A 23,407-nucleotide genomic window follows, 5' to 3' on the forward strand; every position below is an offset into this window, starting at 1 on the left:
CCACAGGTTATGCCCAGATCTTGGCAGCTCAGCGCGGACATTGACGGCCGTCGACGATGAAGATCGAGGGTGAAATGGACTCTCTTGTCAACGTCAGGACGGGTACGTTTCGTGCCAACCTTATCCACACTAATCCACAGGCATCCACAGGCTGCGTCCCCAACCGGTGGACAGCGCCCGACACCTGAACCCACAGATGTGGACAAACCTTGGGGAAATCGATGTGGACAAACACGGTGCGTCACATCGCTGTCCCCAGCCTGTGGAGGGCTGTGGATTTCCTGTTGAAGGATCTGGGGACAACGTGACGGTAGCGTCCCAGCGTTATGCACAGGTCGGGGGATAAAACCCGTGGATAACCGGTGGATAGCCTGTGGGCAACGGTGGACAACGTCCCGTCAGCTCCCCGACTGTGGACACAGACCCGGGTTTGTACCCTGGTTGTCCACCTGTGAATCACCGGTGGATAACGCGCTGGCCAGGCAAAACTTGAGTTCTCCACAGTTTGCACAGGACCGATGAAGACGACTAGTTATCTCTTTAATAGAGAACAAAAAACAATCATCAGCGTTGTGGAAGGTGTGGAGGAGCTGGTTCCGGCTCACCGGGGCATCGGCTCTACTGCTTTGCACCGAGGGTCGGGCGCACGGGAACACCGCACGAGCCATAGAGTTCAGTGGGGTCGTCGACGCCCCCGTAAGAGGAAGCATCGCGGAGGACAAGCATGAAGTTCCGGGTGGAGCGAGACGCACTTGCCGACGCCGTGGCCTGGACAGCCAAGAGCCTGCCGAGCCGGCCGTCGGTTCCGGTGCTCGCCGGTGTCCTGCTGCGGGTCACTGACGGGCGGCTGCAGGTCTCAGGGTTCGACTACGAGGTCTCGAGCCAGGTGAGTGTCGAGGTGCAGGCCGACGCCGACGGCGCCGCTCTGGTCTCCGGCCGCCTGCTCGCCGAGATCACCAAGGCACTTCCCGGCAAGCCGGTGGACATCGCCGCCGTCGGTGCGCACCTCGAGCTGGTCTGCGGCAGCGCGCGTTTCACGCTCCCCACGATGCCCGTGGAGGACTATCCGGCGCTTCCGGAGATGCCGTCCAGCACCGGAACCGTCGACGCCGCTACGTTCGCCTCAGCGGTCTCCCAGGTGGCGATCGCGGCGGGCCGGGACGAGACGCTGCCGATGATGACCGGCGTCCGGATCGAGCTGAACGGCACCTCGATGGCGATGCTGGCGACCGACCGCTACCGGCTCGCCATGCGTGAGATCGAGTGGAACCCGGACGACCCGGAGATCAGCCTCAACGCTCTGGTCCCGGCGAAGACCCTCAACGACACCGCCAAGGCGCTCGGCCCGATCGGCGGCGCGGTCACCCTGGCGCTCGCTCAGGGCAGCGCCGGCGAGGGCATGATCGGTTTCGCCGGTGGCGCCCGCCGTACGACCAGCCGCCTGCTCGACGGCGCCAACTACCCGCCGGTGCGCTCGCTCTTCCCGTCCTCGCACAACGCCGAGGCCCGGATCGCGGTCTCCGCCCTCGTCGAGGTGGTCCGCCGTGTGGCGCTGGTCGCCGAGCGCACCACCCCGGTGCTCCTGAGCTTCAGCGAGGACGGTCTCGTGGTCGAGGCCGGCGGCACCGAGGAGGCCCGTGCGAGCGAGGCCATGGAGACGACGTTCACCGGTGAGCCGCTCACGATCGGGTTCAACCCGCAGTACCTGATCGACGGTCTGCAGAACCTCGGAGCGCCCACCGCGGTCTTCTCGTTCGTCGACGCGTTCAAGCCCGCTGTGATCTCCCCCGCGGGCGAAAGCGGCGAAATCATCCCGGGTTACCGCTATCTGATCATGCCGATCCGGGTAACTCGCTGATACTGAGCGAGGAACATTCGCACTTCTAGGGGGAAGACCATGCAACTCGGCCTGATCGGTCTCGGCCGCATGGGTGGGAACATGCGGGACCGGCTGCGTGCAGCGGGGCACGAAGTAGTCGGTTTCGACCACAATCCGGATAAGCGCGACGTCGCCAGCCTGGCCGAGCTGGCCGAGAAGCTGAGCGGTCCGCGCGTCGTCTGGACCATGGTGCCGGCTGGCAAGATCACCGAAGACACCATCAACGAGCTCGCGGAGTTGCTCTCGCCGGGCGACATCGTGATCGACGGCGGGAACTCGAAGTTCACCGACGACGGTCCGCGCGCCGAGCGTCTCAAGGCGAAGGGCATCCACTACCTGGATGTCGGTGTCTCCGGCGGCGTGTGGGGCATCACCAACGGCTACGCGCTGATGGTCGGCGGCGAGGCCGAGCAGGTGGAGCACTGCATGCCGATCTTCGAGGCGCTCAAGCCGGCCGGTGAGTTCGGCTTCGCGCACGCCGGCACGCACGGCGCCGGGCACTACGCCAAGATGATCCACAACGGCATCGAGTACGGGATGATGCAGGCGTACGGCGAGGGTTACGAGATCCTCATGGCGTCCGAGCTCGTCCACAACGTGCCGGCGGTCATCAAGAGCTGGCGCGAGGGCAGCGTCGTCAAGTCGTGGCTGCTCGACCTGCTCGACCGGGCTCTCGACGAGGACCCGACGCTGGCGAACCTCAAGGGTTACGTCGAGGACACCGGCGAGGGCCGCTGGACCGTCGACGAGGCCGTGCGGCTTGCCGTGCCGGCCCATGTCCTGGCCGCCTCGATCTTCACCCGGTTCGAGTCCCGCCAGGACGACTCGCCCGCGATGAAGGCCGTCGCCGCGCTGCGTCAGCAGTTCGGCGGCCACGCCGTCAAGCGCTGATCCATGCACGTACGCCGGGTCGAGCTCACCGACTTCCGCTCGTACGAGCGGGTGGCCGTGGATCTCGACCCCGGCGTATCCGTTCTGGTCGGCCAGAACGGCATGGGCAAGACGAACCTGATCGAGGCCCTCGGTTACGTGGCCACTCTGGACAGTCACCGGGTGGCCACGGACGCGCCCCTGGTCAGGGCCGGCGCCACGTCGGCCGTGATCCGGTGCGCGATCGTCCATGATGGACGCGAGCTCCTCGTCGAGCTGGAGATCGTCCCGGGCAAGGCCAACCGCGCCCGGCTCAACCGCTCACCGGTGCGCCGGCCGCGCGAGGTGCTCGGCGCCCTGCGGATGGTGCTGTTCGCCCCGGAGGATCTGGAACTGGTCCGCGGCGACCCGTCCGAGCGCCGCCGGTACCTCGACGACCTGCTGGTGGCCCGTCAGCCGCGGTACGCCGGAGTGCGCGCCGACTACGACCGTGTCGTCAAACAGCGCAACGCCCTGCTGCGGACGGCGTACCTGACCCGCAAGGTCGGCGGCTCCCGCGGGCAGGACCTGTCGACGCTCGCGGTCTGGGATCAGCACCTGGCGCATCACGGCGCCGAGCTGCTGGCCGGCCGGCTGGAGCTCGCCGCCGCTCTCGGGCCGCATCTGACGAAGGCGTACGACGCGGTGGCGGCCGGGCGGACGTCGGCGTCGATCGCGTACACGTCCCGGCTCGGCGAGACGCTCACCGCCGACCGGCCACGGCTGCAGGAGATGCTGCTCGCCTCGCTGGAGGAGCGGCGCACCGCCGAGATCGAACGGGGCACCACGCTGGTCGGCCCGCACCGCGACGACCTCGCGCTCAATCTCGGCGACCTGCCGGCGAAGGGCTACGCGAGCCACGGGGAGTCGTGGTCGTTCGCGCTGGCGCTGCGGCTGGCCGCCTACGACCTGCTGCGATCGGACGGCATCGAGCCGGTGCTCGTTCTCGACGATGTCTTCGCCGAACTCGACTCGGGGCGCCGGGAGCGGCTCGCCGCCCTCGTCTCGGATGCCGCCCAGCTCCTGGTGACCTGTGCGGTTCCGGAGGATGTGCCGGCGTCGTTGCGCGGGGTCCGGTACGACGTCACGACCGGGACGGTGATTCGTGCCGACTGATCAGGAACGGTCGAACTTCGCTGACGAGGAATGGCCGGACGAAGAGCCTGACATCCCGTACGAGCCGCCTCAGCTCTTCGGTGAGGCGATGGGCGAGCTCTGGGGTGGGCCAGGGCCGGGTAAGCGGAGCGCGGGACGTTCAGCGGGCTCTCAGGGGGCCGGCGCCAAGGGGCCGCAGCGGGGAAAACCTGGGGATGAGGCTGTGGATAACGGCTCTGACCTGGGGACGAAGGAAAACACCGGCGAGCCGGCGCCGGACGGGGACGGACTGGCCGCGCCGGAATTGGGCGGGCCGGAACTCGCCGGGCCGGAACTCGCCGGGCCGGAACTCGCGCGGGCGGTTCTCGACGCGGCTCTCGCCCGGCGGCGCGAAGCGGCCCAGAGACCACGCAAACGCAAGGGCAGCGGGAGTGGCGAGCGGCGGCTGCGGGGCTATTCCGGGCCGGGACCCGATCCGCGCGATCCGCAGCTCTTCGGCGACATGCTGCAGCGGCTCATGAAGGCTCGCGGCTGGGAGAAGCCGAAGGCCGAGGCGACCGTCTTCGGTTCGTGGGAGAAGGTCGTCGGTCCGGACATCGCCTCGCACAGCCGCCCGGTGAAGCTGGAGGGTGGCGTGCTCACCGTCGAGGCCGAGTCCACCGCCTGGGCCACCCAGCTGCGGATGCTCGCCGCCACGCTGCTGCGGCAGATCGCCGGCGAGGTCGGCCACAACGTCGTCACCAAGCTCAACATCCACGGTCCGGCCGCGCCGTCCTGGAGCCGGGGGCCGCGCCGGGTGCAGGGCCGGGGACCGCGAGACACTTACGGCTGAGTGCAACCGGTCGGCGTTCTCATGCGTCATAACCGCATGATCATGCGTCGGCTGCTGATTCTGTTGCTCTTGGTGATCGCCCCGATACCGGTTGCTGCCGGTCCGGCCTGGGCCTGTTCCTGCGCGGAAGGGGCGGGCCTCGCTAAGGCTCAGCTGGCCTTCGACGGGACGGTCCGGTCGGTGGAGCAGGTTGATGGGACGAATCGTGTCCGGTTCGCCGTCGAGGCCGTCGTCAAGGGCACGGCGGCCACCGAGGTGACCCTGACCACATCGGACAATGAGGCGTCCTGTGGATATCGGTTCGACGAGGGTGGGCGGTACCGGGTCTACTCCATCGCCGGGATGACGACGCTGTGCAGCGGCAACGAGTTGCTGACCGCCGGCCCGAGTCCCAGTGCGACCGCGCGGGCGCAGCAGCAGGCCGCGGCGGACCGCACGATGATCTTCTGGGCCGGGTCCGGGCTCGTCGCGCTCTTCGTCGTCGCCGGGTTGGCGCTGCTCCTGCGGCACCCTCGGTCAGGGAACTGAGAGAAGAGGGGCGCAACCAGATCTCGCAGGTCGCGCGGCGCGGCGAGCGGAGCGAGACCGTGCCGCGCCCTCGGCGGGAGCAGCGGTCCGCACCACCCACCCCGCTGCGACAAAGGTCTTAGTAGTCGGCGAAAACCGCGAAGCCTCGCTCGGCGCAGCGCCGGTAGAAACCGGCCAGAATCGCGAGTTCGGTACGCGCGAAACTCCAGTGCGGAGCGTTGCCGGCGTCGTCGCGCAGGGCCGTGAGCCGGTGCTCGAGCCAGCGGAGCTGCTGGTCGGCGAGGCGTCCACCGGCGATCGCGGTGCGCATGACCTCGGCGACCGTGTCGAAGGTGACCAGGTCGCCGAACTTGTCGTGGCCCTCGACGAAGCGCTCCAAACCGCCGGCGATCCACGCGCAGCCGTCCGGATCGATCACCGGGTCCTCGTCCTCGGCGGCCGCGTCGGTCGCGTAGAGCACGCCCTCCAGGCCCAGGAGGAGGTCGACGAGCTCGGTGTAAGCCGTCGCGCGCACGGTGCCGGTCTTGGCGATGTGCAGCGCGAGCGCACCGGTCGGCGCCGCGATCTCCGGCCGATCGGCGACGCCGGCGAAGTCGACGAACTCGGCGGGCGCGACCGGGTCGTAGTACTGATTGGTCCGCGGCCAGTGCACGGCGACGTTGTCCAGGCCCTTGTCGTGAGCCATCGGGGCCACCCCTCCTCGGACTGTCATGCGGTCGTCCGGTGACAACCGGCCCGCGCGGGCGAGGTTACGACACCAGCCGCTGCCGCTGTCGAGCAGTGTCGCAGTGAGTGCCGGTTCGATCCGGCAGCCACGCCCGACGCGTCGAAGCGCCGCAGCAGTTGCCATTGCGGTGGGCGGTAGTTCCGTGTAGGGGAACACGTGGGTAGCGGCTCAAGTCGCGCTACGGGACTCTCAGGCACCCGGAAGGGGTGCCGGACCCCCGGCAACTCGTTTCGGCGGAGTAGAATCGACAGCGACCGGGAAAACTGTGCCGGACGGGGCTCCGACGCGGAGCTTCGTCACGCTGCGCGGTTTTTCCAGCCGATCACGATCCGCGGGCCGTCCGCGGCGACCGGCGCGCACGGCTCCACCGGTGGTCCGCTTCTTCCCGCGGCTGTTTTCCCTGGTGCCACGCGTGCGTCCGGCTGCTGTCGGCGCCTGCCAACCCCGCTGCGGGGCCCGAGGGCTCCGTAACGAGAAAGTGGCCGAGGGTGTCAGAGAACAAGCAGGAGTACGGTGCCGAGTCGATCACCGTGCTCGAAGGCCTCGAGGCAGTGCGCAAGCGTCCCGGTATGTACATCGGCTCCACCGGTGAGCGCGGTCTGCACCACCTCGTCTGGGAGGTCGTGGACAACGCCATCGACGAGGCGCTGGCCGGCTACTGCGACACCATCGACGTCGTCCTGTTCGCCGACGGTGGAGTCTCGGTCACCGACAACGGCCGTGGCTTCCCGGTCGACCTCCACCCGAAGCTGAAGAAGCCGGGTGTCGAGGTCGCGCTGACCGTGCTGCACGCGGGTGGCAAGTTCGACAACCAGGCCTACAAGGTCTCCGGTGGTCTGCACGGCGTCGGTGTCTCGGTGGTCAACGCGCTCTCCACCAAGATGGCCGTGGAGATCCACAAGGCCGGCTTCGTGTGGCGGCAGAAGTACGACAACTCAAAGCCCGGCCCGCTGGACAAGGGCGAGACGACCGACAAGACCGGTTCGACGGTGCAGTTCTGGCCCGACCCGGACGTCTTCGAGACCGTCGAGTTCGACTTCCAGACGATCTACCGCCGCCTTCAGGAGATGGCCTTCCTGAACCGCGGCCTGACCATCAACTTCACCGACGAGCGCCCGGTCTCGGCGGACGAGAACGGCGAGCCTCGCAAGGTCACTTTCATGTACGCCGGGGGTATCGCCGACTTCGTGCGCCACCTCAATGCGACGAAGAGCCCGATCCACAAGAGCGTGATCGAGTTCGGTGCCGAGGACGACGACGCCGGCATGGGCGTCGAGGTCGCGATGCAGTGGAACGAGTCGTACGGCGAATCGGTCTACACCTTCGCGAACCGCATCAACACGCACGAGGGCGGCACCCACGAAGAGGGCTTCCGCGCCGCGCTCACCACGATCGTCAACAAGTACGGCATCGAGAAGAAGTTCCTCAAGGCCGACCAGAAGCTCTCCGGCGAGGACATCCGTGAGGGTCTCGCGGCGATCATCTCGGTGACCCTGCGCGAGCCGCAGTTCGAGGGCCAGACCAAGACGAAGCTCGGCAACACCGACATGAAGAGCTTCGTGCAGAAGGTGGCGAACGAGCAGCTCGCCGACTGGTTCGACCGGAACCCGGCGGACGCCAAGCTGATCATCACGAAGGCCGACCAGGCGGCCCGCGCCCGGATCGCCGCGCAGCAGGCCCGCAAGCTGGCCCGGCGCAAGTCGCTGCTGGAGTCCGGCTCGATGCCGGGCAAGCTTGCCGACTGCCAGTCGACCGACCCGCGCGAGACCGAGCTGTTCATCGTCGAGGGTGACTCGGCCGGCGGTTCGGCCAAGTCCGGCCGGGAGAGCCGCATCCAGGCCATCCTGCCGATCCGCGGCAAGATCCTGAACGTGGAGAAGGCCCGGATCGACCGGGTGCTGAAGAACAACGAGGTCCAGGCGCTGATCACGGCGATGGGCACCGGCATCCACGACGAGTTCGACCTCGGCAAGCTGCGGTACCACAAGATCATCCTGATGGCCGACGCCGACGTCGACGGCCAGCACATCCAGACGCTGCTGCTCACCCTGCTGTTCCGCTTCGTGCGGCCGCTGGTCGAGCACGGTCACGTCTACCTGGCGTCCCCGCCGCTCTACAAGATCAAGTGGAACAAGCGCGGTGACGACGCCCAGTACGCGTACTCGGACCGCGAGCGGGACGGCCTGATCGCGCTGCGCCAGCAGAAGAAGGCGAACGCCAAGCCGGACGACATCCAGCGGTTCAAGGGTCTCGGCGAGATGAACTTCCAGGAGCTCTGGGACACCACGATGAACCCGGACACCCGGACGCTGCGCCAGGTGACCCTGGACGACGCGGCCGTCGCCGACGAGCTGTTCAGCGTCCTGATGGGTGAGGACGTGGAGGCGCGCCGGTCGTTCATCCAGCGCAACGCCAAGGACGTCCGGTTCCTCGACATCTAGTCAGGTATCCACAGCGTGGCCGTACTTTCCACAACGTTATCCACAGCAGTTTGCCGGTTTTGGCCGCACTTGCCTGGTATCACCTTGAGTAAGGGTTAACTGTGACTGACATTCCCGAGCCCGCCGACGGCGACGACATTCAGGACGAGTCCGGCGGCGGTGTGAGCCAGCGGGTCGAGCCCGTCGGCCTCGAAGTCGAGATGCAGCGCTCGTACCTCGACTACGCGATGAGCGTCATCGTCGGCCGCGCGCTCCCCGATGTCCGCGACGGCCTCAAGCCCGTCCACCGCAAGATCCTTTATGCGATGTACGACGCCGGCTTCCGCCCGGACCGCGGTTACGTCAAGTGCGCGCGCGTCGTCGGCGACGTGATGGGCAACTACCACCCCCACGGCGACTCGTCGATCTATGACGCCCTGGTCCGGATGGGGCAGCCGTGGTCGCTGCGCTACCGGCTGATCGACGGCAACGGCAACTTCGGTTCGCCGGGTAACGACCCGGCCGCCGCCATGCGGTACACCGAGGCGAAGCTGTCCCCGCTGGCGATGGAGATGCTGCGGGACATCGACGAAGACACCGTCGACATGCAGGACAACTACGACGGCCGGACCAAGGAGCCGACGATCCTGCCGGCGCGGTTCCCGAACCTGCTCGTCAACGGCTCCGAGGGCATCGCCGTCGGCATGGCCACCAAGATCCCGCCGCACAACCTGCGCGAGGTCGCCGCGGCCGTGCAGTGGTGCCTGGACAACCCTGAGGCCGACGAGGCCACCACGCTCGAGGCGCTGCTCGAGTTCGTGAAGGGCCCGGACTTCCCCACCTACGGTCTGATCGTCGGACAGCAGGCGATCCAGGACGCGTACCGGACCGGCCGCGGCTCGATCCGGATGCGCGCGGTCGTCGAGGTCGAGGAGGACGCCCGGGGCCGTCCGTGCCTGGTCGTCACCGAGCTGCCGTACCAGGTGAACCCGGACAACCTCGCCGAGCGGGTCGCCGAGCTGGTCAAGGAAGGCAAGCTGACCGGCATCGCCGACATCCGGGACGAGTCGTCCGGCCGTACCGGTATGCGCCTGATCCTGGTGCTCAAGCGCGACGCGGTCGCCAAGGTGGTGCTCAACAACCTCTACAAGCACACCCAGCTGCAGGAGACGTTCGGCGCCAACATGCTGGCGCTGGTCGACGGCGTGCCCCGCACGCTGAACCTCGCGCAGTTCATCAGGTACTACGTCGAGCACCAGATCGAGGTCATCCGCCGGCGGACCGCGTACCGCCTGCGCAAGGCCGAGGAGCGCGCGCACATCCTGCGCGGTCTGGCCAAGGCGCTCGACATGCTCGACGAGGTCATCGCCCTGATCCGGCGTTCGCCCACTGTGGAGGACTCGCGTCAGGGCCTGATGCAGCTGCTCGACGTCGACGAGGTGCAGGCCACCGCGATCCTCGACATGCAGCTGCGCCGCCTGGCCGCCCTGGAGCGCCAGCGGATCATCGACGAGCTCGCGAAGATCGAGATCGAGATCGCCGACCTCAAGGACATCCTGGCGAAGCCGGAGCGGCAGCGGGCGATCGTGTCCGAGGAGCTCGGCGAGATCGTGCAGAAGTACGGCGACGACCGGCGTACGCAGATCATCCCGTTCGACGGCGAGGTCTCGATGGAGGACCTCATCGCCCGCGAGGACGTTGTGGTGACCATCACACGGACCGGTTACGCCAAGCGGACGAAGGTCGACCTCTACCGCTCGCAGAAGCGTGGCGGCAAGGGTGTGAGCGGCGCATCCCTGCGTCAGGACGACATCGTCTCGCACTTCTTCGTGATCTCGACCCACGACTGGATGCTGTTCTTCACGAACAAGGGCCGGGTCTACCGGGCCAAGGCGTACGAGCTGCCCGAGGCCATGCGGGTGGCCAAGGGACAGCACGTCGCGAACCTGCTCGCCTTCCAGCCGGACGAGCACATCGCGCAGGTCATCCAGATCCCGAATTACCAGGTCGCGCCCTACCTTGTGCTCGCCACTAAGAATGGTCTCGTGAAGAAGACCCGCCTGGAGGAATTTGACTCCAACCGCAGCGGTGGCATCATCGCCATCAACCTGCGGGAGGATGACGAATTGGTGGGCGCGGCGTTGGCTGCCTCGGAGGAAGACCTGTTGCTGGTCTCCAAGAAGGCGCAGGCCATCCGCTTCAACGCGACCGACGAGGCTCTGCGCCCGATGGGTCGTGCGACCTCCGGTGTGATCGGCATGCGGTTCAGCGACAACGACGAGCTGCTCGCCATGGAAGTGGTGCGCGACGGCATGGATGTGTTGGTCGCCACCAACGGTGGGTATGCGAAACGCACGCCGATCGAGGAGTATCCCGTACAGGGCCGTGGCGGCAAGGGTGTGCTGACCGCCAAGATCACGGAGCGTCGTGGTGGACTTGTCGGTGCTCTGGTGATCAGCCCGGAGGATGAACTGTTTGCCATCACCAGCAATGGTGGTGTCATCCGGACTCCCGTGAAGCCTGTACGGCGCACGAGGGATCGGAACACAATGGGGGTCAAGCTGATGGACCTCCCAGAAGGTGTAACCATCGTGGCGCTTGCTCGCAATGCCGACGAGCCTGACGAACAGGACTAGTTGATGCCGGAGACACAGGCGAAGTCGGGAGGTCCGGGGGCCTCAGCGACTCCGGGCGATGCGGCGAAGAAGGACACCGCCGCACCGAACGGGCGCGAGACCCCAGGGCGCGCCGCTGTCCCCGCCGAAGCCCCCGCCTCGCCGCCGAAGTTCACCCGTGCGCCGGGCATGGCCCCGCCGCCGGGTGAGCCCGCCGCCGACGGCAAGCCGGCCGGGCCGGCCGGTGGCCCGTCCGTGGTGAAGGGCTCGGCCGCCGTGCCGGTCGTCACCAAGGGCAAGGGCGCCGCGCCCGGGACCACGCCGGGACGCCCCGGTGGGGCTCCGGCGCCGGGTCAGGGGCAGACCGGTCAGCAGCGTCCCGCAGGGGCGGCCCCAGCGGCCGCTCCGGGCGCTGCCAAGCAGCGTTCCGGCCCGCAGGCCGCCGGCTCCGCGGCCGTCGGCGCCGCCCGTGTCTCCGAAGCGGTCCGTTCCGCGCGCTCCACGGTCTCCTCGGCCGCGGCGCGCGGACCCCGCCGGGCCCGGCTCAACCTCAAGCGGATCGACCCCTGGTCCGTGATGAAGTTCGCATTCGCGGTCTCGATCGTGCTCTTCATCGTGGTGGTCGTGGCGACCTCGGTGCTCTACCTCGCCCTCGACACCATGGGCGTGTGGAGCTCGGTCAACAACAGCCTCAAGGACCTGGTGACCGCTTCCGGCGGCGACCAGGCCAGCTCCGGCGGCTCCTTCCGGATCACCGCGTGGGGCGTGATCGGCACGTCGATGCTGATCGGGGCGGTGAACGTCGTCCTCTTCACGGCGCTCGCCACCCTCGGCGCCTTCATCTACAACGTCTGCGCCGACCTGGTCGGCGGCGTCGAGCTGACCCTCGCCGAACGGGACTGACGATCCCTGGTCGGGTTGCGAGCCACCCCCGCTTTGGAGGCTCGCAACCCGATGCGGTAACGTTCCTCTCGCAGTTGAGCGGGGCTATAGCTCAGTCGGTTAGAGCGCAGAGCTGATAACTCTGAGGTCGATGGTTCGATTCCATCTAGCCCCACGAACTGGTTGGCGGTCCTGCGTTCGCAGAAAGCGCGAACCAGGACCGTTCGTCATATCTACCGGGGGGCCGAGCCCCCCGAACCCCCCACGGTGCGATGGTTGCGCTTGGTGCGTTTCATGCGCTTCCCTCTCTGTACGGGGTACGCACACTCGACACTGTTGTAGGGGGATGTGCTCGATGCTCAAGAAGCTCCTGATCGTTGCTGGTGTGGCCGGGGCTGCTTACCTGGTCGTCAAGAAGGTCAAGGCTTCGAGCGACGAGCGCGCGTTGTGGCACGAGGCCACCACTTCCCCTGATCTTCGCTAGGTTTAGCGAGACGGGGCCCTAGCTCAACTGGCAGAGCACCGCCTTTGCAAGGCGGGGGTTAGGGGTTCAAGTCCCCTGGGCTCCACTTTCAACTGAGGTTCAACGGTTCGACATCTCTCGTTGAGAGTGTTCCGGCCGTGTTCATCGATCATGGCGGGCGTGCGCTCGCCGTTTCACGGGGGACCGGGCTCGCCGGGTCTTTACTGATAGCCGGCGGTGGGTTCACCGCCAGGGCTCTTCCATCCGCTTCGGTCGTCCGGCACGCGCAGGCCGGGCTCGTCTGCGTCTACAGCGGCCTCGTCCTGCTGCTGCTCGCCTGGTGGTGGTACGGCCGGGTGACCAGGAGCACACGGGACGACAGGTGGACGCTGGGGCGGTGGAGCGCGCCGCTCACCGGCGCGCCCGTCGCAGAGGGCCTGTGGCGCGTTGCCGGCCTGCTGGCCGTCGGGATCATCGCGGCGCTGGTCTGGGCGCACAGGGACCGTCTGGGGCCGGTCTACGGGCTGGGCATCGTGCTCCTCGCCGTGGTCTTCTTCGGTCCCGCGATCCGCCCCTGGTACGTCGTCTGGGGTCTGGTGCCGCTGGCGGCCCTCGGGGTTCTGCTCGGAGCCGCCGTCTTCCTCGCCGTCCGGATGACGGCCGTACCCCGGGTGGTTGTCCGATGAGAATTCGCTGGTGGATGGTCGCGCTCGCCGCGCTCGCGGTCGAGGTCTTCACGGTCACCGTTCCGACGTTCCGCAACTTCTTCGACCTCGGCGTCTACCAGGGCGCCGTCCATCACTGGCTGGTCGACGGCGGTGACCTGTACAAGTACCGCTACCACGGCACGGTGTACGGCTTCACCTATCCGCCGTTCGCCGCGATGGTGATGGGCCCGCTGGCGTTCCTCTCGTGGCCGGTCGCGGTGGCCGCCTGGATCACCGGCAACGTGATCTGCCTCGTGTTGCTGCTGCACTGGTTCCTGCCGGAGAACCTGAGCCGGAACCTCAAGATCGGTGCCCTCGCTCTCCTGGCCCTGTTCCTCTTCGAGCCGGTACGGGACACGTTCAGCTACGCCCAGGTCAACCTCTTCCTGCTGCTGCTCGTCGTGGCCGGGTTGCGATACCCGCGCTGGGCCGGCGTCGGCATCGGCCTGGCCGCCGCGATCAAACTGACCCCGGCCGTCTTCATCGGCTACCTGCTGCTGAGCCGGCAGTACCGGGCCGCGGCCGTGGCAGCCGGCACCGCCGTCGGGGCGACCGCCATCGCCGCGATCCTGGCGCCGCATCTGTCCCGGACGTTCTGGACCGAGGCGCTCTGGGACACCAACCGGGTCGGGCACACGTACATCGTCTCCAACCAGTCGCTGCGGGGCGTCGTCGATCGTCTGGAGGCGTCGTCGCCCTGGTGGCTGCTCTCGGTGGCGCTGGTCGTCGTGTGCTGGGCCTGGTGGGTCCGCAAGCACGGCGCTGCCGACCCGGCGGCTGCGCTCGCGCTCACCGGCCTGCTCTCCTGCCTGATCAGCCCGATCAGCTGGGTGCATCACCTCGTGTGGCTGCTGCCGGCGTTCTTCCTGCTCCTGGACCGGTCGATCGGGAACCCGAAGAGGCTCGGCGTGCTGGCGGCGCTTTACGTGGTGATGTGCAGCAGCCTGCCGTGGCTCTGGTGGGACCGCCCGATCGGATGGGACGTCTTCCTCGGCGTGAACGCCTACGTCTGGGTCACGCTGGCACTGGGTGGCCTCCTGGTGACGTCGTCGGTGAGAGCGGGTCGCCTGCCCGAGCCGGCCTTTGATTCACTATCGCCGTGAGACGCCGCTCCGCCCTCCTCCTGCTCGCCGTCGCCGGTCTGGCCGGTTGTTCCGGCGCGGGCACCGACGAGCCCGATGTCACCGCTTCGGCGGTGCCGGCCGCCGACCTGATCTGGCCGCTGCGCGACGCCGGTCTGTCGTCGGGTTTCTGCTTCACGCTGGTCCGCGATCTCAAGCCGAATCAGGTGATCGAACGGCTCGGCGGCAAGGAGCTGGAACGCGTCGAGTGGCATCAGCTGGTCGGTCCCGGTGACGGCGAGGTGGACGCGTCGCAGCGCTACTTCGTCGGTCTGGCGCGGATCGGCGACTGGACGCTGATCGCCGAGGACGCCGGCGATCTCGGGGTGACCGAGGAGATCGTGCGACCGCTGTCCGAGGGACGCAGCCTGCTCGCCTATCGCAGCGACGCCGGGCGGCGGGGACGGCTCCTGGTGCTCGAGGACGGGCAGGTGCTGCTCGACTTCGATTCGCAGACCCCGGAGCGGTGGGGCGGGAGCCGGCCGGGCGACTTCGTGCCGGCCATGCGGGCGGCGGGCCTTCTCGGCGGTACGGACGTGACGGAGCCCACCGGACCCGCGTTGTCCTTCCTCACGGCGCAGACCGGTGTCGCACTGACCCGCGAACAGCTCACCGGCCGGACATATGTGCTGGTCACCGTTCCGAAGCGATAGATGGCCATTTGCACCCACTTGAAATCCACATGGGAGTGAATGAGTTCTGCGCGGGACAGCTCCGGCGGTTAGCCTGCGATTCGTGGAAGAACGAAGACGGGCCGCTGCCGTGATCGTGCGGGAGGGCCGTGTGCTGATGGTGCACGAGCGCAGCCGGCGATCCGGTGGCGGCGAGTGGTGGACCCTGCCGGGCGGCGGTCTGCGCCCCGGCGAGTCGGCCGAGGAAGCGGTGCGCCGCGAGGTCTTCGAGGAGACCGGGCTCGTGGTCAGCGATGCGCGCTACGTGCTGGAGATGCCGTACCCGACCGGGATGACGTCGGTCTTCACGGTGACGGTGGCGGACGGCGAGCCACGGGTCGGTCACGACGACGGGTCCGGGCCGGTGCAGCTCGGCGTCGACTGGCTACCGGTCCCCGAGCTGCCGATCGAGTCGAACGGGGTGCCGGTGCCACCGCTCATGGTGGTGCTGCCGACCCTCGCCGATCACGCGGACGGTGTCACGTCGGCCGAGGGCTCGAGGACCGGGTCCGCGGCGGGCGTGGGAGCGGGGACGGCCGCGGGCGTCGGCGCCGGGACGAACGGCGCGGCGAGCACGCGCAGGCGCTCCACGACGAAGTAGGTCCCGGCCGCGGCGTAACCCGGGACGAGAACACATCCGAGGATCTGCACCGGCCGGGATCCGATGCCGATCAGCACGGTGGCGCTGATCGCCCAGCAGGCGAGCAGTACCGCGTTGACGGTGTCGTGCCGGCCCCAGCCCCGGGTGCGGCGGCGGGCCTGGCGCTGGATCTCGACGACGAGAGCGTGCGCCATCCCGGCCGCGAGCAGGCCGAGCAACAGGGTCGCGAAAATCGAGCGATGGTCACCCGCGACGGCGACCAGGGCAGTGGCACCGGTGAGCAGGGCGAGGCCACTCACGGTCCCGACGCGTGCACTCCGACGGTCCTTCACACCAACTGAAGGTCGGCAAGATCCGCCGCCATCTGAGGAGTCTCGGCCCCCGCTGGTGGATCAGCCACGGACGCGGGCAAGGATGACGGACATGATGGGAAGTCTGCAGACCGAATCCGCACAGTCACGGCTCGACCTGCTCGCCCCACCGGTGGCGAAGGCCCTCGAAGTCTGGCCGGTCGAGGCGCCGATCGACGCTGACCAGGTGCTGGTCGCCCCGATCGACGCGAGCCTCGCCGACACGGCCGCCTTCTGTGAGGCGTACGGCGTGGGTCTCGCGGAGTCGGCGAACTGCGTGATCGTCGCCGGCCGCCGTGGCGACGTCACCAAGTACGCCGCCTGCGTCGTGCTGGCCACCACCCGCGCCGACGTGAACGGGGTCATCCGCAAGTACCTGGACGTCCGCAAGGCGAGCTTCGCGCCGATGGACGACGCTGTGGCGCTGACCGGAATGGAATACGGCGGCATCACCCCGATCGGCCTGCCCGCCTCATGGCCCATCCTGGTCGACTCCCGGGTGGTCGCCACCCCGCACGTGATCATCGGATCCGGCGTCCGGAACAGCAAGATCGCGATCGCCGGGCCGGCCCTCGGCGCGCTGCCCGGCGCCGCAGTGATCGAGGGCCTGGCCAGAGAAGCATGATGAATGTCGATGTCGTTTCACGTGAAACGACATCGACCGGTGTCAGGCGGAGGCTTCGGCCGCCTCGCGACGGGCGATCTCCTCGAACGCGGCCAGCAGGGTCGGCGTCTCCTGCGCGCCCTGGATCACGAACTTCCCGTCGATCACGAGCGTCGGGACGCCGGTGATGCCGAACTCCTGCGCAGCGGCGAGGTCGGTCCGCACGGCGGCCTCCCCGGCACCGGACTCCAGGTAGTCCAGCGCGGCGTCGCCGTCCAGCCCGATGTAGGACGCGAGGGCGGCCAGCGCGCCGGGCGCGCCGATGTCGACGCCGTCGGTGAAGTGGGCGACGTGCAGCGCGTCGAGCATGTCGGCCTGACGATCCTGAGTCTGCGCCCAGGCGACCAGCCGGTGTGCCGCGAACGAGTCGGCGGCCACCACCCGATCGAAGTTCAGCGTGAGCCCTTCACCCGCGGCGATCGCGGTCACCTGAGCGAAGATCTGCTCGGCGTGCTCCTCCGGTCCGCCGACCTTCTCGGTCATCGGCACCGGGTCGGGGTCCAGCTGGTACGCCCGGTAGGTGACGGTGACGTCGCCGCCCGCAGCGGTCACGGCGTTCTCCAGCCGCCGCTTCCCGATGTAGCACCACGGGCAGACCACGTCGGACCAGACCTGGATGTCCACATCACTCCTGCGGGGAAGAGGCGACCTGGCGCTTGAGCCGGGCCAGGATCGCGGTGCCGCCGCGGATCCGCAGCGGGCTGATCGCCTGGGCGAGACCCATCCGGGCATAGAGATCGTCCGGTACGGCGAGGATCTCGTCGGCGCTCGCCCCGGCCAGGCCCTCGGCCAGGATGCCGGCGAAGGCGCGGGTGGTCGGCGCCTCCGGCGGGCAGTCGAAGTGGGTCACCACCGTGCGGTCCGGCTGCACGACGGCCTTCAGGAAGAACTGCGTCTGGCACTCCGGCACCTGTTCCATGCCGTCATGCCCGGACAACGACTCGGGCAGCGGCGGCACGGCGTCCGCGAACTCCAGCAGCATCTCCAGGACCACCTCGCGCGGGGCGGAGGCGAACTCGTCGACGATCTCGGCGAGCTTCGGCGGCATGTCAGTCACAGGACCGACCCTACGCGGCCTCAGGCGGCTGCCGAGGTCGGCAGGAGAGCGATGTCACTGAGGCTCAGGATGCCGACGACCTTGCGGTCCGCGTCGCAGACCAGCAGGCGGCGGACGCCCCTCGTACGCATGGCGTGCACCGCATCGTCGACGGTGGCGCTCTGCTCGACCATGAGCAGTTCCCGGGTGGCGATCTCGCCGAGCGTCGTGGTCGCCGGGGACAGGTGCTCGGCCACGGCCCGGACGACGATGTCGCGGTCCGTCACGATCCCGGCCATCGTCGGCCCGCGCGTCACCACGACATCGCCGATGCCTCGATCGCGCATCGCCTGTGCGGCCTCGTCGAGTGGGGTGTCCTCGGGCAGGTAGACGACCTGCCGCGTCATCGCGTCCGCGACAGACCTGACCATGTCCTTCCGCCCCCTCTGCAGCCGCATCGATGCGTGCTTACCCGGCCGCTGCGGTGATTACACCGGCGATGTCCACGAGAGGGACCTCCTGTCGGGTTCCGGCGATCCGGTCGCGCAGTTCGGCGTACCCCTCGGAGAGACGGCGCCCGACCACGACGGCCCGGGGAATGCCGATCAGCTCGGCATCGGTGAATTTCACGCCGGCCGACACGTTGGGCCGGTCGTCGACGAGCACCCGCAGACCGGCCCGGGCCAGAGTGGCGCCGAGGGTCAGAGCGGCCTCGACCTGACCGTCCTTGCCGGCCGCGACGACGTGCACGTCCGCCGGCGCGACCGCTGCCGGCCAGACCAGGCCGCGCTCGTCGTGGTGCTGCTCGGCGATCGCTGCCACACCCCGGGACAGGCCGATGCCGTAACTGCCCATCGTCGGCCGGACCGGCTTGCCGTCGGCGCCGAGCACGTCGACCTTGAACGCGTCGGTGTAGCGCCGGCCGAGCTGGAAGATGTGCCCGATCTCGATGCCGCGCCGGATCGTGAGCTCGCCGCCGGAGCAGGCCGGGCAGGGGTCGCCGGCACGCACCTCGGCCGCCTCGATCGTCCCGTCCGGTGTGAAGTCGCGTCCCGCCACCACACCGGTGGCGTGCCGGCCGGGCTCGTTCGCGCCGGTCAGCCAGGCGGTGCCGGTGGTGACACGGGGGTCGGCCAGGTAGCGGATCTTGATGCCCTGCGGGCCGATGTAGCCCTTCACCAGGTCGGGCCGGGAGGCGAAGTCGTCGAACATGGTCACGGTGGCCGGGGCGAGCGCGGCTTCCAGGCGCTTGAGGTCCACCTCCCGGTCACCGGGGACGCCGATCGCGAGCAACTCGGATTCGCCGCCGGGGTGGTGGACCGTCACGACGACGTTCTTCAACGTGTCCGCCGCGGTCCAGTCCGCGCGGCCGTCCAGCCGTGCGGCGTTGGCGTGGTCGACGAGGGAGGCGATCGTCGGAGTGTCCGGGGTGTCGTGCACCGTGAGCGGCGTTCCGGACATCGCCGATGTGACAGCGCGAGTGGTCACCGCCTCGGTGTTGGCGGCATAGGAACACGACGTGCAGCCGACGAACGTGTCCTCGCCCACCTCCGATGTGGCGAGGAACTCCTCGGACGCGGAACCGCCCATCGCGCCGGACATCGCCGAGACGATCGTGTGCTCCAGACCCAGACGTTCGAAGATCTTCTGGTACGCGACGCGCATCCGCTGATACGCCTCCACCAGACCGGCGTCGGACAGATCGAACGAGTAGGCGTCCTTCATCAGGAATTCGCGGCCGCGCAGCAGTCCACCCCGCGGGCGGGCCTCGTCCCGGAACTTCGTCTGCACCTGGAAGAGCACCAGCGGGAAGTCCCGGTACGACCCGGTCATGTCCTGCACGAGCAGCGTGAACATCTCCTCGTGGGTCGGTGCCAGGAGATGGTCGGCGCCACGCCGGTCCTTCAGCGTGAACAGGTCCTCGCCGTACTCGGTCCAGCGGTTGCTCGTCTCGTAGGGCTCGCGCGGCAGCAGCGCGGGGAAGGAGACCTCCTGCGCGCCCGCCTCGATCATCTCTTCGCGGACCACGGCGGTGACCCGGTCGAGGACGAGCTTGCCGAGGGGTAGCCAGGTGTAGCCGCCCGCCGCCGCGCGGCGGATGAAACCGGCGCGCAGGAGGAGCCGGTGACTCGGCGCCTCCGCGTCCGCCGGCTCCTCGCGCAGGGTCTTGAGCAGCAAGGTGGACATCCGGAGCAGCATGGTGACGAAGCCTAGAGAAACGGCGTCCCGCAAGCACCTGGATTGCCTCGTGTCGGCAGCGTCACGTAGACGAGGAGTCCCCTCACGGTGAAAAACTTGCTCAGTAGGCAAGCTGAACAGCCGTTAGGGGGCATGAATGGCCTGGCGCAGCTTCGTAGCCATGGGGGACAGCTTCACCGAGGGTATGTCGGACGCATACCCCGACGGGTCCTATCGGGGGTGGGCCGATCTGGTCGCCACCCGACTCGCGGTCGACTCCGGCCCCGACTTCCGGTACGCGAACCTGGCGATTCGCGGCCGCCTGCTCGACCAGGTCCTGGCCGAGCAGCTCGAACCGACCCTGGAGATGCGACCGGACCTGGTCAGCTTCGCGGCCGGCGGCAACGACATCCTGCGGCCGAAAGCCGACGCGGCGGCACTCGTCGCCCGGATCGAGCCGGTGATCGCGCGGGTCCGGGCCACCGGCGCCGACGTGATCCTCTTCCGGTTCGCGGACGTCGCCGCCCACATCCCGGGCGGCCAGCGGATGATCGGCGCCCGGGCGGCGGCACTCAACGACGGGACCCGGGAGATCGCCGAGCGGCACGGCGCGCATCTGATCGACCTCTTCGGCGACCAGGCGTACCGGCACCCGACGATGTGGAGCGACGATCGGCTCCACCTCTCCGAACTGGGTCACCGCCGGGTCGCCGGGCACGTCCTGAACGCGCTCGGTGTCGGCGTCGAGGAGGACTGGATGCTGGTTCCGCCGGTGCCGCAGCCCACGCCGTGGCGGCTGGCCCGCAGCGCGGATCTGCGGTGGGCACGGCGGCATCTGGCGCCCTGGGTGGGCCGGCATCTGCGCGGACAGTCGTCCGGCGACCTGGTCACCGCCAAGCGTCCGCTGCTGGCCCCGGTGAGCGAGTAGAGCCTTCAGTCCGGTTCAGGGCGGAGGGCGGGCGGTTGGATGGGAGAGGACTAGCGTTACTGCCATGTCCGTTGCGAACGATCCGGCGCAGGCGCTTCAGGCGTACGCGCATCCCGAGAAACTGGTCACCACCGAGTGGCTCGCCGAAAACCTGGAAACGCCCGGCCTGGTCGTCGTCGAATCGGACGAGGACGTGCTGCTCTACGACACCGGCCACATCCCGGGCGCCGTGAAGGTCGACTGGCATCTCGAGCTGAACGACCAGCTCACCCGCGACTACCTCGATCCGGCCGCCTTCGCCGCGATGTGCGAGGCCAAGGGCATCGGCCGGGACGACACGATCGTCTTCTACGGCGACAACTTCAACTGGTGGGCGGCGTACGCGCTCTGGGTCTTCAGCCTCTTCGGGCACCGTGACGTGCGCCTGCTCGACGGCGGCCGGCAGAAGTGGGCGGCCGAGGGGCGTCCGCTGACCCGCGACAAGACGACCCGGGCCAAGGCCGACTACCCGGTGCCGGTCCGCAACGACGCGGAGATCCGGGCCTTCCGCGACCAGGTGATGGGTCACATCGCCACCGGCCGTCCGCTCGTCGACGTCCGCTCACCGCAGGAGTACACCGGCGAGCTGACCCACATGGCGGCGTACCCGCAGGAGGGCGCGCTGCGCGGCGGTCACATCCCGGGCGCGGTCAGCAAGCCGTGGAAGTCGGCGGCCAACGACGACGGCACCTTCAAGGCGCACGACGATCTCGTCAAGATCTACCAGGACGAGCTGGGCCTGGAGTCGGCCGACGACATCATCGCGTACTGCCGGATCGGCGAGCGGTCGTCGCACACCTGGTTCGTGCTGCGTCACCTGCTCGGATATCCGCAGGTCCGCAACTACGACGGCTCCTGGACCGAGTGGGGCAACCTGGTCCGGGCGCCGATCGCCCGCGGCGGCGAGCCGGGCGGCCTGAGCTGACGAGCCAGGACGGCTTTTAGTCCTTTCCAGGGTTGGTGGGTGGGGCGGTCGGACGGCGGGCGGGCCCTGATTCGTCGGTGCCGCCCGGTAGCGTGCTCGATCGTGAGCAACACGTTCCAGGTCGATCTCCGAGGGATCGTCGATCTCCTCAGCCACCACCTCTACGCGAGCCCGCGCGTCTATGTCCGCGAGCTCCTCCAGAACGCGGTCGACGCGATCACCGCGGTCGGTCCGGAGCATCCCGGCAGGGTCGAGATCTCCACCGGGGACGCGTTACGCATCAGCGACAACGGCATCGGCCTCACCGAGGCGCAGGTGCACGAACTGCTCGCGACGATCGGCCGCAGCTCCAAGCGGGACGAGCTCGGCTTCGCCCGTCACCAGTTCCTCGGCCAGTTCGGCATCGGCCTGCTCTCCTGCTTCATGGTCGCCGACGAGATCCGGGTGCACACCCGCCGGGGCGACGCGCCGCCGGTCCTCTGGACCGGTCACGCCGACGGCAGCTACGAGGTCGGTCCCGGCGAGGAGCGCGAGCCGGGCACCACTGTCACCCTTCTGCCGCGCCGCGGCTCCGAGCATTTCCTTTCTCGTACGACGGTGACCGAGCTCGCCGGCCTCTACGGCTCGCTGCTTCCGGTCGCCGTGACGGTCGACGGCAGCCCGGTGACCGGTGGCGTCCTGCCCTGGGACCGGCCGCAGTCCGACCGCCTGGCCTACGCGGAGGAGGTGCTCGGCTTCCGCCCGTTCGACGTGATCGATCTGAACGTCCCGGCATCCGGCCTCAGCGGCGCCGCGTTCGTGCTGCCCACCCCGGTCAACCCGGCCAGCCGCGGCGGCCACCGGGTCTACCTCAAGCGCATGCTGCTCTCGGAGCACGTCGAGGGCCTGCTCCCGGAGTGGGCGTTCTTCGCCCGCTGCGTGGTCGACAGCAGTGAGCTGCGGCCGACAGCGAGCCGTGAGGCGCTCTACGACGACGGCCAGCTGGCCGAGACCCGGGACGCCATCGCCGACCAGCTGCGCGGCTGGCTGGCCCGGCTCGCCACCACCGACCCGCGCCGCCTCGGCGAGTTCCTGCGCATCCACCACCTCGGCGTGAAGGCGCTGGCGCTGCACGACGACGAGATGCTGCGCCTGGTCGAGCAGTGGTACCCACTGCAGACCAACATGGGCGAGATCACCCTGGCCGAGTTCCGCGCCCGGCACGGCGTGCTGCGCTACGCCGCCACCGACGACGAGTTCCGGCAGCTGGCCGCGGTCGCCGCAGCCCAGGACCTGGCCCTGATCAACGGTGGCTACGTCTACGACGCCGACCTGATCGAGCGGCTCGCCGCGCTCGACCCCGACGTCCGTGCCGAGCGGCTCGACCCGTCCGACCTGGCCACCCGGTTCCTGCCGGTGGAGGCCGAGGCCGAGCTGCGGCTGCGCCCGTTCCTGGCGGCCGCCCAGCGCCGCCTGGACCGGCTCGGCTGCGAGGTCGTGGTGCGCGCGTTCGACCCGGTCACGCTCCCCTCGCTCTACCTGGTCAGCCGGGCGGCGGCGTTCCACGAGGAGTTCACCGCGGGCCGGTCGCAGGCCGACGACCTCTGGGGCGGCGTGCTGGACGCGCTGTCGTCGACGGTGCCGACCGACCGCCCGCAGCTGGTCCTGAACCACCGCAATCCGCTGGTCCGGCGGATCGCCGCGCTCGGTGACGCGGAGCTGGCCGGTCTGGCGGTCGAGTCGCTCTACGGCCAGGCGCTGATGCTCGGCCACCACCCGATCCGGCCGAACGACGCGGCCCTGCTGACCACGTCGCTGCTCGGTCTGCTGGACCGTGCCGTGCCCGGGGAGGACTGAG

The 23,407-nt window shown here is 68.9% G+C and carries 22 protein-coding genes, 2 tRNA genes and 1 pseudogene; 19 read left to right on the forward strand and 6 right to left on the reverse strand.

The genetic code is table 11. The features are described 5' to 3' along the window. Positions 1 to 724: 724 nt before the first annotated feature. The 5 genes from dnaN to EP757_RS10690 all read left to right on the forward strand — a co-directional run bounded on the left by dnaN (position 725) and on the right by EP757_RS10690 (position 5,243). The gene (gene dnaN / locus EP757_RS10670; RefSeq protein ID WP_127544360.1) at positions 725 to 1,858 is read left to right on the forward strand and encodes a DNA polymerase III subunit beta; all 1,134 of its coding nucleotides are present in this window, start codon (positions 725 to 727) and stop codon (positions 1,856 to 1,858) included. Between the two features lie 39 nt (positions 1,859 to 1,897). Then, entirely contained in the window at positions 1,898 to 2,770 is an 873-nt protein-coding gene (gene gnd, locus EP757_RS10675; RefSeq protein WP_127544362.1) for a phosphogluconate dehydrogenase (NAD(+)-dependent, decarboxylating), read from the forward strand. 3 nt (positions 2,771 to 2,773) lie between these two features. Then, the gene (gene recF, locus EP757_RS10680) at positions 2,774 to 3,904 is read left to right on the forward strand and encodes a DNA replication/repair protein RecF (RefSeq protein ID WP_127544364.1); all 1,131 of its coding nucleotides are present in this window, start codon (positions 2,774 to 2,776) and stop codon (positions 3,902 to 3,904) included. A gap of 268 nt (positions 3,905 to 4,172) precedes the next feature. Then, positions 4,173 to 4,715, forward strand: coding sequence for a DUF721 domain-containing protein (locus tag EP757_RS10685; protein WP_197725553.1), 543 nt, complete (start codon positions 4,173 to 4,175; stop codon positions 4,713 to 4,715). 180 nt (positions 4,716 to 4,895) lie between these two features. Next, positions 4,896 to 5,243: a hypothetical protein gene (locus EP757_RS10690; RefSeq protein ID WP_127544366.1), complete on the forward strand. Its 348-nt coding sequence runs from the start codon at positions 4,896 to 4,898 to the stop codon at positions 5,241 to 5,243. Positions 5,244 to 5,361: 118 nt separating this feature from the next. Here the strand turns inward: EP757_RS10690 and EP757_RS10695 are convergent, their stop codons facing one another. Further along, positions 5,362 to 5,928 carry a hypothetical protein gene (locus EP757_RS10695; RefSeq protein ID WP_127544368.1) on the reverse strand — a complete coding sequence of 189 codons (567 nt, stop codon included), beginning with the start codon at positions 5,926 to 5,928 and terminating at the stop codon, positions 5,362 to 5,364. 530 nt (positions 5,929 to 6,458) lie between these two features. On the opposite strand from EP757_RS10695, the gene gyrB reads away from it, so the two are divergent. The 10 genes and pseudogenes from gyrB to EP757_RS43805 all read left to right on the forward strand — a co-directional run. Next, positions 6,459 to 8,411: a DNA topoisomerase (ATP-hydrolyzing) subunit B gene (gene gyrB / locus EP757_RS10700; RefSeq protein WP_127544370.1), complete on the forward strand. Its 1,953-nt coding sequence runs from the start codon at positions 6,459 to 6,461 to the stop codon at positions 8,409 to 8,411. Between the two features lie 101 nt (positions 8,412 to 8,512). Next, complete coding sequence (gyrA, locus tag EP757_RS10705; protein WP_127544372.1) at positions 8,513 to 11,026, forward strand: DNA gyrase subunit A; 2,514 nt, start codon at positions 8,513 to 8,515, stop codon at positions 11,024 to 11,026. A gap of 3 nt (positions 11,027 to 11,029) precedes the next feature. Further along, positions 11,030 to 11,908, forward strand: a complete 879-nt coding sequence (locus tag EP757_RS10710; RefSeq protein WP_127544374.1) for a DUF3566 domain-containing protein — start codon at positions 11,030 to 11,032, stop codon at positions 11,906 to 11,908. Between the two features lie 80 nt (positions 11,909 to 11,988). Beyond that, positions 11,989 to 12,062 (forward strand) — tRNA-Ile (locus EP757_RS10715). Between the two features lie 180 nt (positions 12,063 to 12,242). After that, entirely contained in the window at positions 12,243 to 12,371 is a 129-nt protein-coding gene (locus tag EP757_RS43800) for a DLW-39 family protein (RefSeq protein ID WP_220091386.1), read from the forward strand. A 12-nt stretch (positions 12,372 to 12,383) separates the two neighbouring features. Next, a tRNA-Ala gene (locus tag EP757_RS10720) sits at positions 12,384 to 12,456 on the forward strand. A 52-nt stretch (positions 12,457 to 12,508) separates the two neighbouring features. Then, a complete protein-coding gene (locus EP757_RS10725) occupies positions 12,509 to 13,036 on the forward strand; it encodes a hypothetical protein (RefSeq protein ID WP_127544376.1) in 528 nt (175 codons plus the stop codon). Further along, positions 13,033 to 14,160 (forward strand): glycosyltransferase 87 family protein, encoded by a 1,128-nt coding sequence (locus EP757_RS10730; RefSeq protein ID WP_127544378.1) that lies wholly within the window; start codon positions 13,033 to 13,035, stop codon positions 14,158 to 14,160. Before EP757_RS10725 ends, EP757_RS10730 begins: the two co-directional genes overlap by 4 nt. Continuing rightward, positions 14,157 to 14,831 (forward strand): DUF6461 domain-containing protein, encoded by a 675-nt coding sequence (locus EP757_RS10735; protein ID WP_127544380.1) that lies wholly within the window; start codon positions 14,157 to 14,159, stop codon positions 14,829 to 14,831. The genes EP757_RS10730 and EP757_RS10735 overlap by 4 nt, the downstream gene beginning before the upstream one ends. An 82-nt stretch (positions 14,832 to 14,913) precedes the next feature. Beyond that, positions 14,914 to 15,240, forward strand: a pseudogene (locus EP757_RS43805) (NUDIX domain-containing protein); the annotation flags it as partial. A 74-nt stretch (positions 15,241 to 15,314) separates the two neighbouring features. On the opposite strand, the gene EP757_RS43810 reads toward EP757_RS43805, so the two are convergent. Beyond that, positions 15,315 to 15,782: a hypothetical protein gene (locus EP757_RS43810; protein ID WP_232050456.1), complete on the reverse strand. Its 468-nt coding sequence runs from the start codon at positions 15,780 to 15,782 to the stop codon at positions 15,315 to 15,317. 94 nt (positions 15,783 to 15,876) lie between these two features. On the opposite strand from EP757_RS43810, the gene EP757_RS10750 reads away from it, so the two are divergent. Continuing rightward, positions 15,877 to 16,425, forward strand: a complete 549-nt coding sequence (locus tag EP757_RS10750; RefSeq protein ID WP_127554188.1) for a YbaK/EbsC family protein — start codon at positions 15,877 to 15,879, stop codon at positions 16,423 to 16,425. Positions 16,426 to 16,467: 42 nt separating this feature from the next. Here EP757_RS10750 and EP757_RS10755 read toward each other — a convergent pair whose 3' ends face one another. From EP757_RS10755 to EP757_RS10770, 4 genes are read right to left on the reverse strand one after another with little or no spacing between them, the layout of a single operon-like run. Continuing rightward, positions 16,468 to 17,088, reverse strand: coding sequence for a DsbA family protein (locus EP757_RS10755; protein WP_127544381.1), 621 nt, complete (start codon positions 17,086 to 17,088; stop codon positions 16,468 to 16,470). Position 17,089: 1 nt separating this feature from the next. Further along, a complete protein-coding gene (locus EP757_RS10760; RefSeq protein WP_370457854.1) occupies positions 17,090 to 17,512 on the reverse strand; it encodes a SufE family protein in 423 nt (140 codons plus the stop codon). 29 nt (positions 17,513 to 17,541) lie between these two features. Next, a complete protein-coding gene (locus EP757_RS10765) occupies positions 17,542 to 17,931 on the reverse strand; it encodes a CBS domain-containing protein (protein ID WP_127544387.1) in 390 nt (129 codons plus the stop codon). Positions 17,932 to 17,968: 37 nt separating this feature from the next. Continuing rightward, positions 17,969 to 19,699: a proline--tRNA ligase gene (locus EP757_RS10770; protein ID WP_127544390.1), complete on the reverse strand. Its 1,731-nt coding sequence runs from the start codon at positions 19,697 to 19,699 to the stop codon at positions 17,969 to 17,971. Positions 19,700 to 19,835: 136 nt separating this feature from the next. On the opposite strand from EP757_RS10770, the gene EP757_RS10775 reads away from it, so the two are divergent. From EP757_RS10775 to EP757_RS10785, 3 genes are all read left to right on the forward strand, one after another. Further along, positions 19,836 to 20,606, forward strand: coding sequence for an SGNH/GDSL hydrolase family protein (locus EP757_RS10775; protein ID WP_127544393.1), 771 nt, complete (start codon positions 19,836 to 19,838; stop codon positions 20,604 to 20,606). 64 nt (positions 20,607 to 20,670) lie between these two features. After that, positions 20,671 to 21,570, forward strand: a complete 900-nt coding sequence (locus tag EP757_RS10780) for a sulfurtransferase (RefSeq protein WP_127544396.1) — start codon at positions 20,671 to 20,673, stop codon at positions 21,568 to 21,570. 102 nt (positions 21,571 to 21,672) lie between these two features. Then, complete coding sequence (locus EP757_RS10785) at positions 21,673 to 23,406, forward strand: HSP90 family protein (protein WP_127544399.1); 1,734 nt, start codon at positions 21,673 to 21,675, stop codon at positions 23,404 to 23,406. Position 23,407 lies beyond the last annotated feature (1 nt).

Origin of the sequence: Actinoplanes sp. OR16, assembly GCF_004001265.1 — a bacterium.
In the GTDB taxonomy this organism is placed as follows: domain Bacteria; phylum Actinomycetota; class Actinomycetes; order Mycobacteriales; family Micromonosporaceae; genus Actinoplanes.

Coding starts and splice junctions, on each gene's coding strand:
- EP757_RS10760 (WP_370457854.1), bottom strand. CDS start 17,512: ATGCCGCCGAAGCTCGCCGAGATCGTCGACGAGTTCGCCTCCGCCCCG.
- EP757_RS10765 (WP_127544387.1), bottom strand. CDS start 17,931: ATGGTCAGGTCTGTCGCGGACGCGATGACGCGGCAGGTCGTCTACCTG.
- dnaN (WP_127544360.1), top strand. CDS start 725: ATGAAGTTCCGGGTGGAGCGAGACGCACTTGCCGACGCCGTGGCCTGG.
- EP757_RS10710 (WP_127544374.1), top strand. CDS start 11,030: ATGCCGGAGACACAGGCGAAGTCGGGAGGTCCGGGGGCCTCAGCGACT.
- EP757_RS10695 (WP_127544368.1), bottom strand. CDS start 5,928: ATGGCTCACGACAAGGGCCTGGACAACGTCGCCGTGCACTGGCCGCGG.
- EP757_RS10750 (WP_127554188.1), top strand. CDS start 15,877: ATGGGAAGTCTGCAGACCGAATCCGCACAGTCACGGCTCGACCTGCTC.
- EP757_RS10780 (WP_127544396.1), top strand. CDS start 20,671: ATGTCCGTTGCGAACGATCCGGCGCAGGCGCTTCAGGCGTACGCGCAT.
- recF (WP_127544364.1), top strand. CDS start 2,774: ATGCACGTACGCCGGGTCGAGCTCACCGACTTCCGCTCGTACGAGCGG.
- EP757_RS10770 (WP_127544390.1), bottom strand. CDS start 19,699: ATGCTGCTCCGGATGTCCACCTTGCTGCTCAAGACCCTGCGCGAGGAG.
- EP757_RS43800 (WP_220091386.1), top strand. CDS start 12,243: ATGCTCAAGAAGCTCCTGATCGTTGCTGGTGTGGCCGGGGCTGCTTAC.
- EP757_RS10730 (WP_127544378.1), top strand. CDS start 13,033: ATGAGAATTCGCTGGTGGATGGTCGCGCTCGCCGCGCTCGCGGTCGAG.
- EP757_RS10775 (WP_127544393.1), top strand. CDS start 19,836: ATGGCCTGGCGCAGCTTCGTAGCCATGGGGGACAGCTTCACCGAGGGT.
- gnd (WP_127544362.1), top strand. CDS start 1,898: ATGCAACTCGGCCTGATCGGTCTCGGCCGCATGGGTGGGAACATGCGG.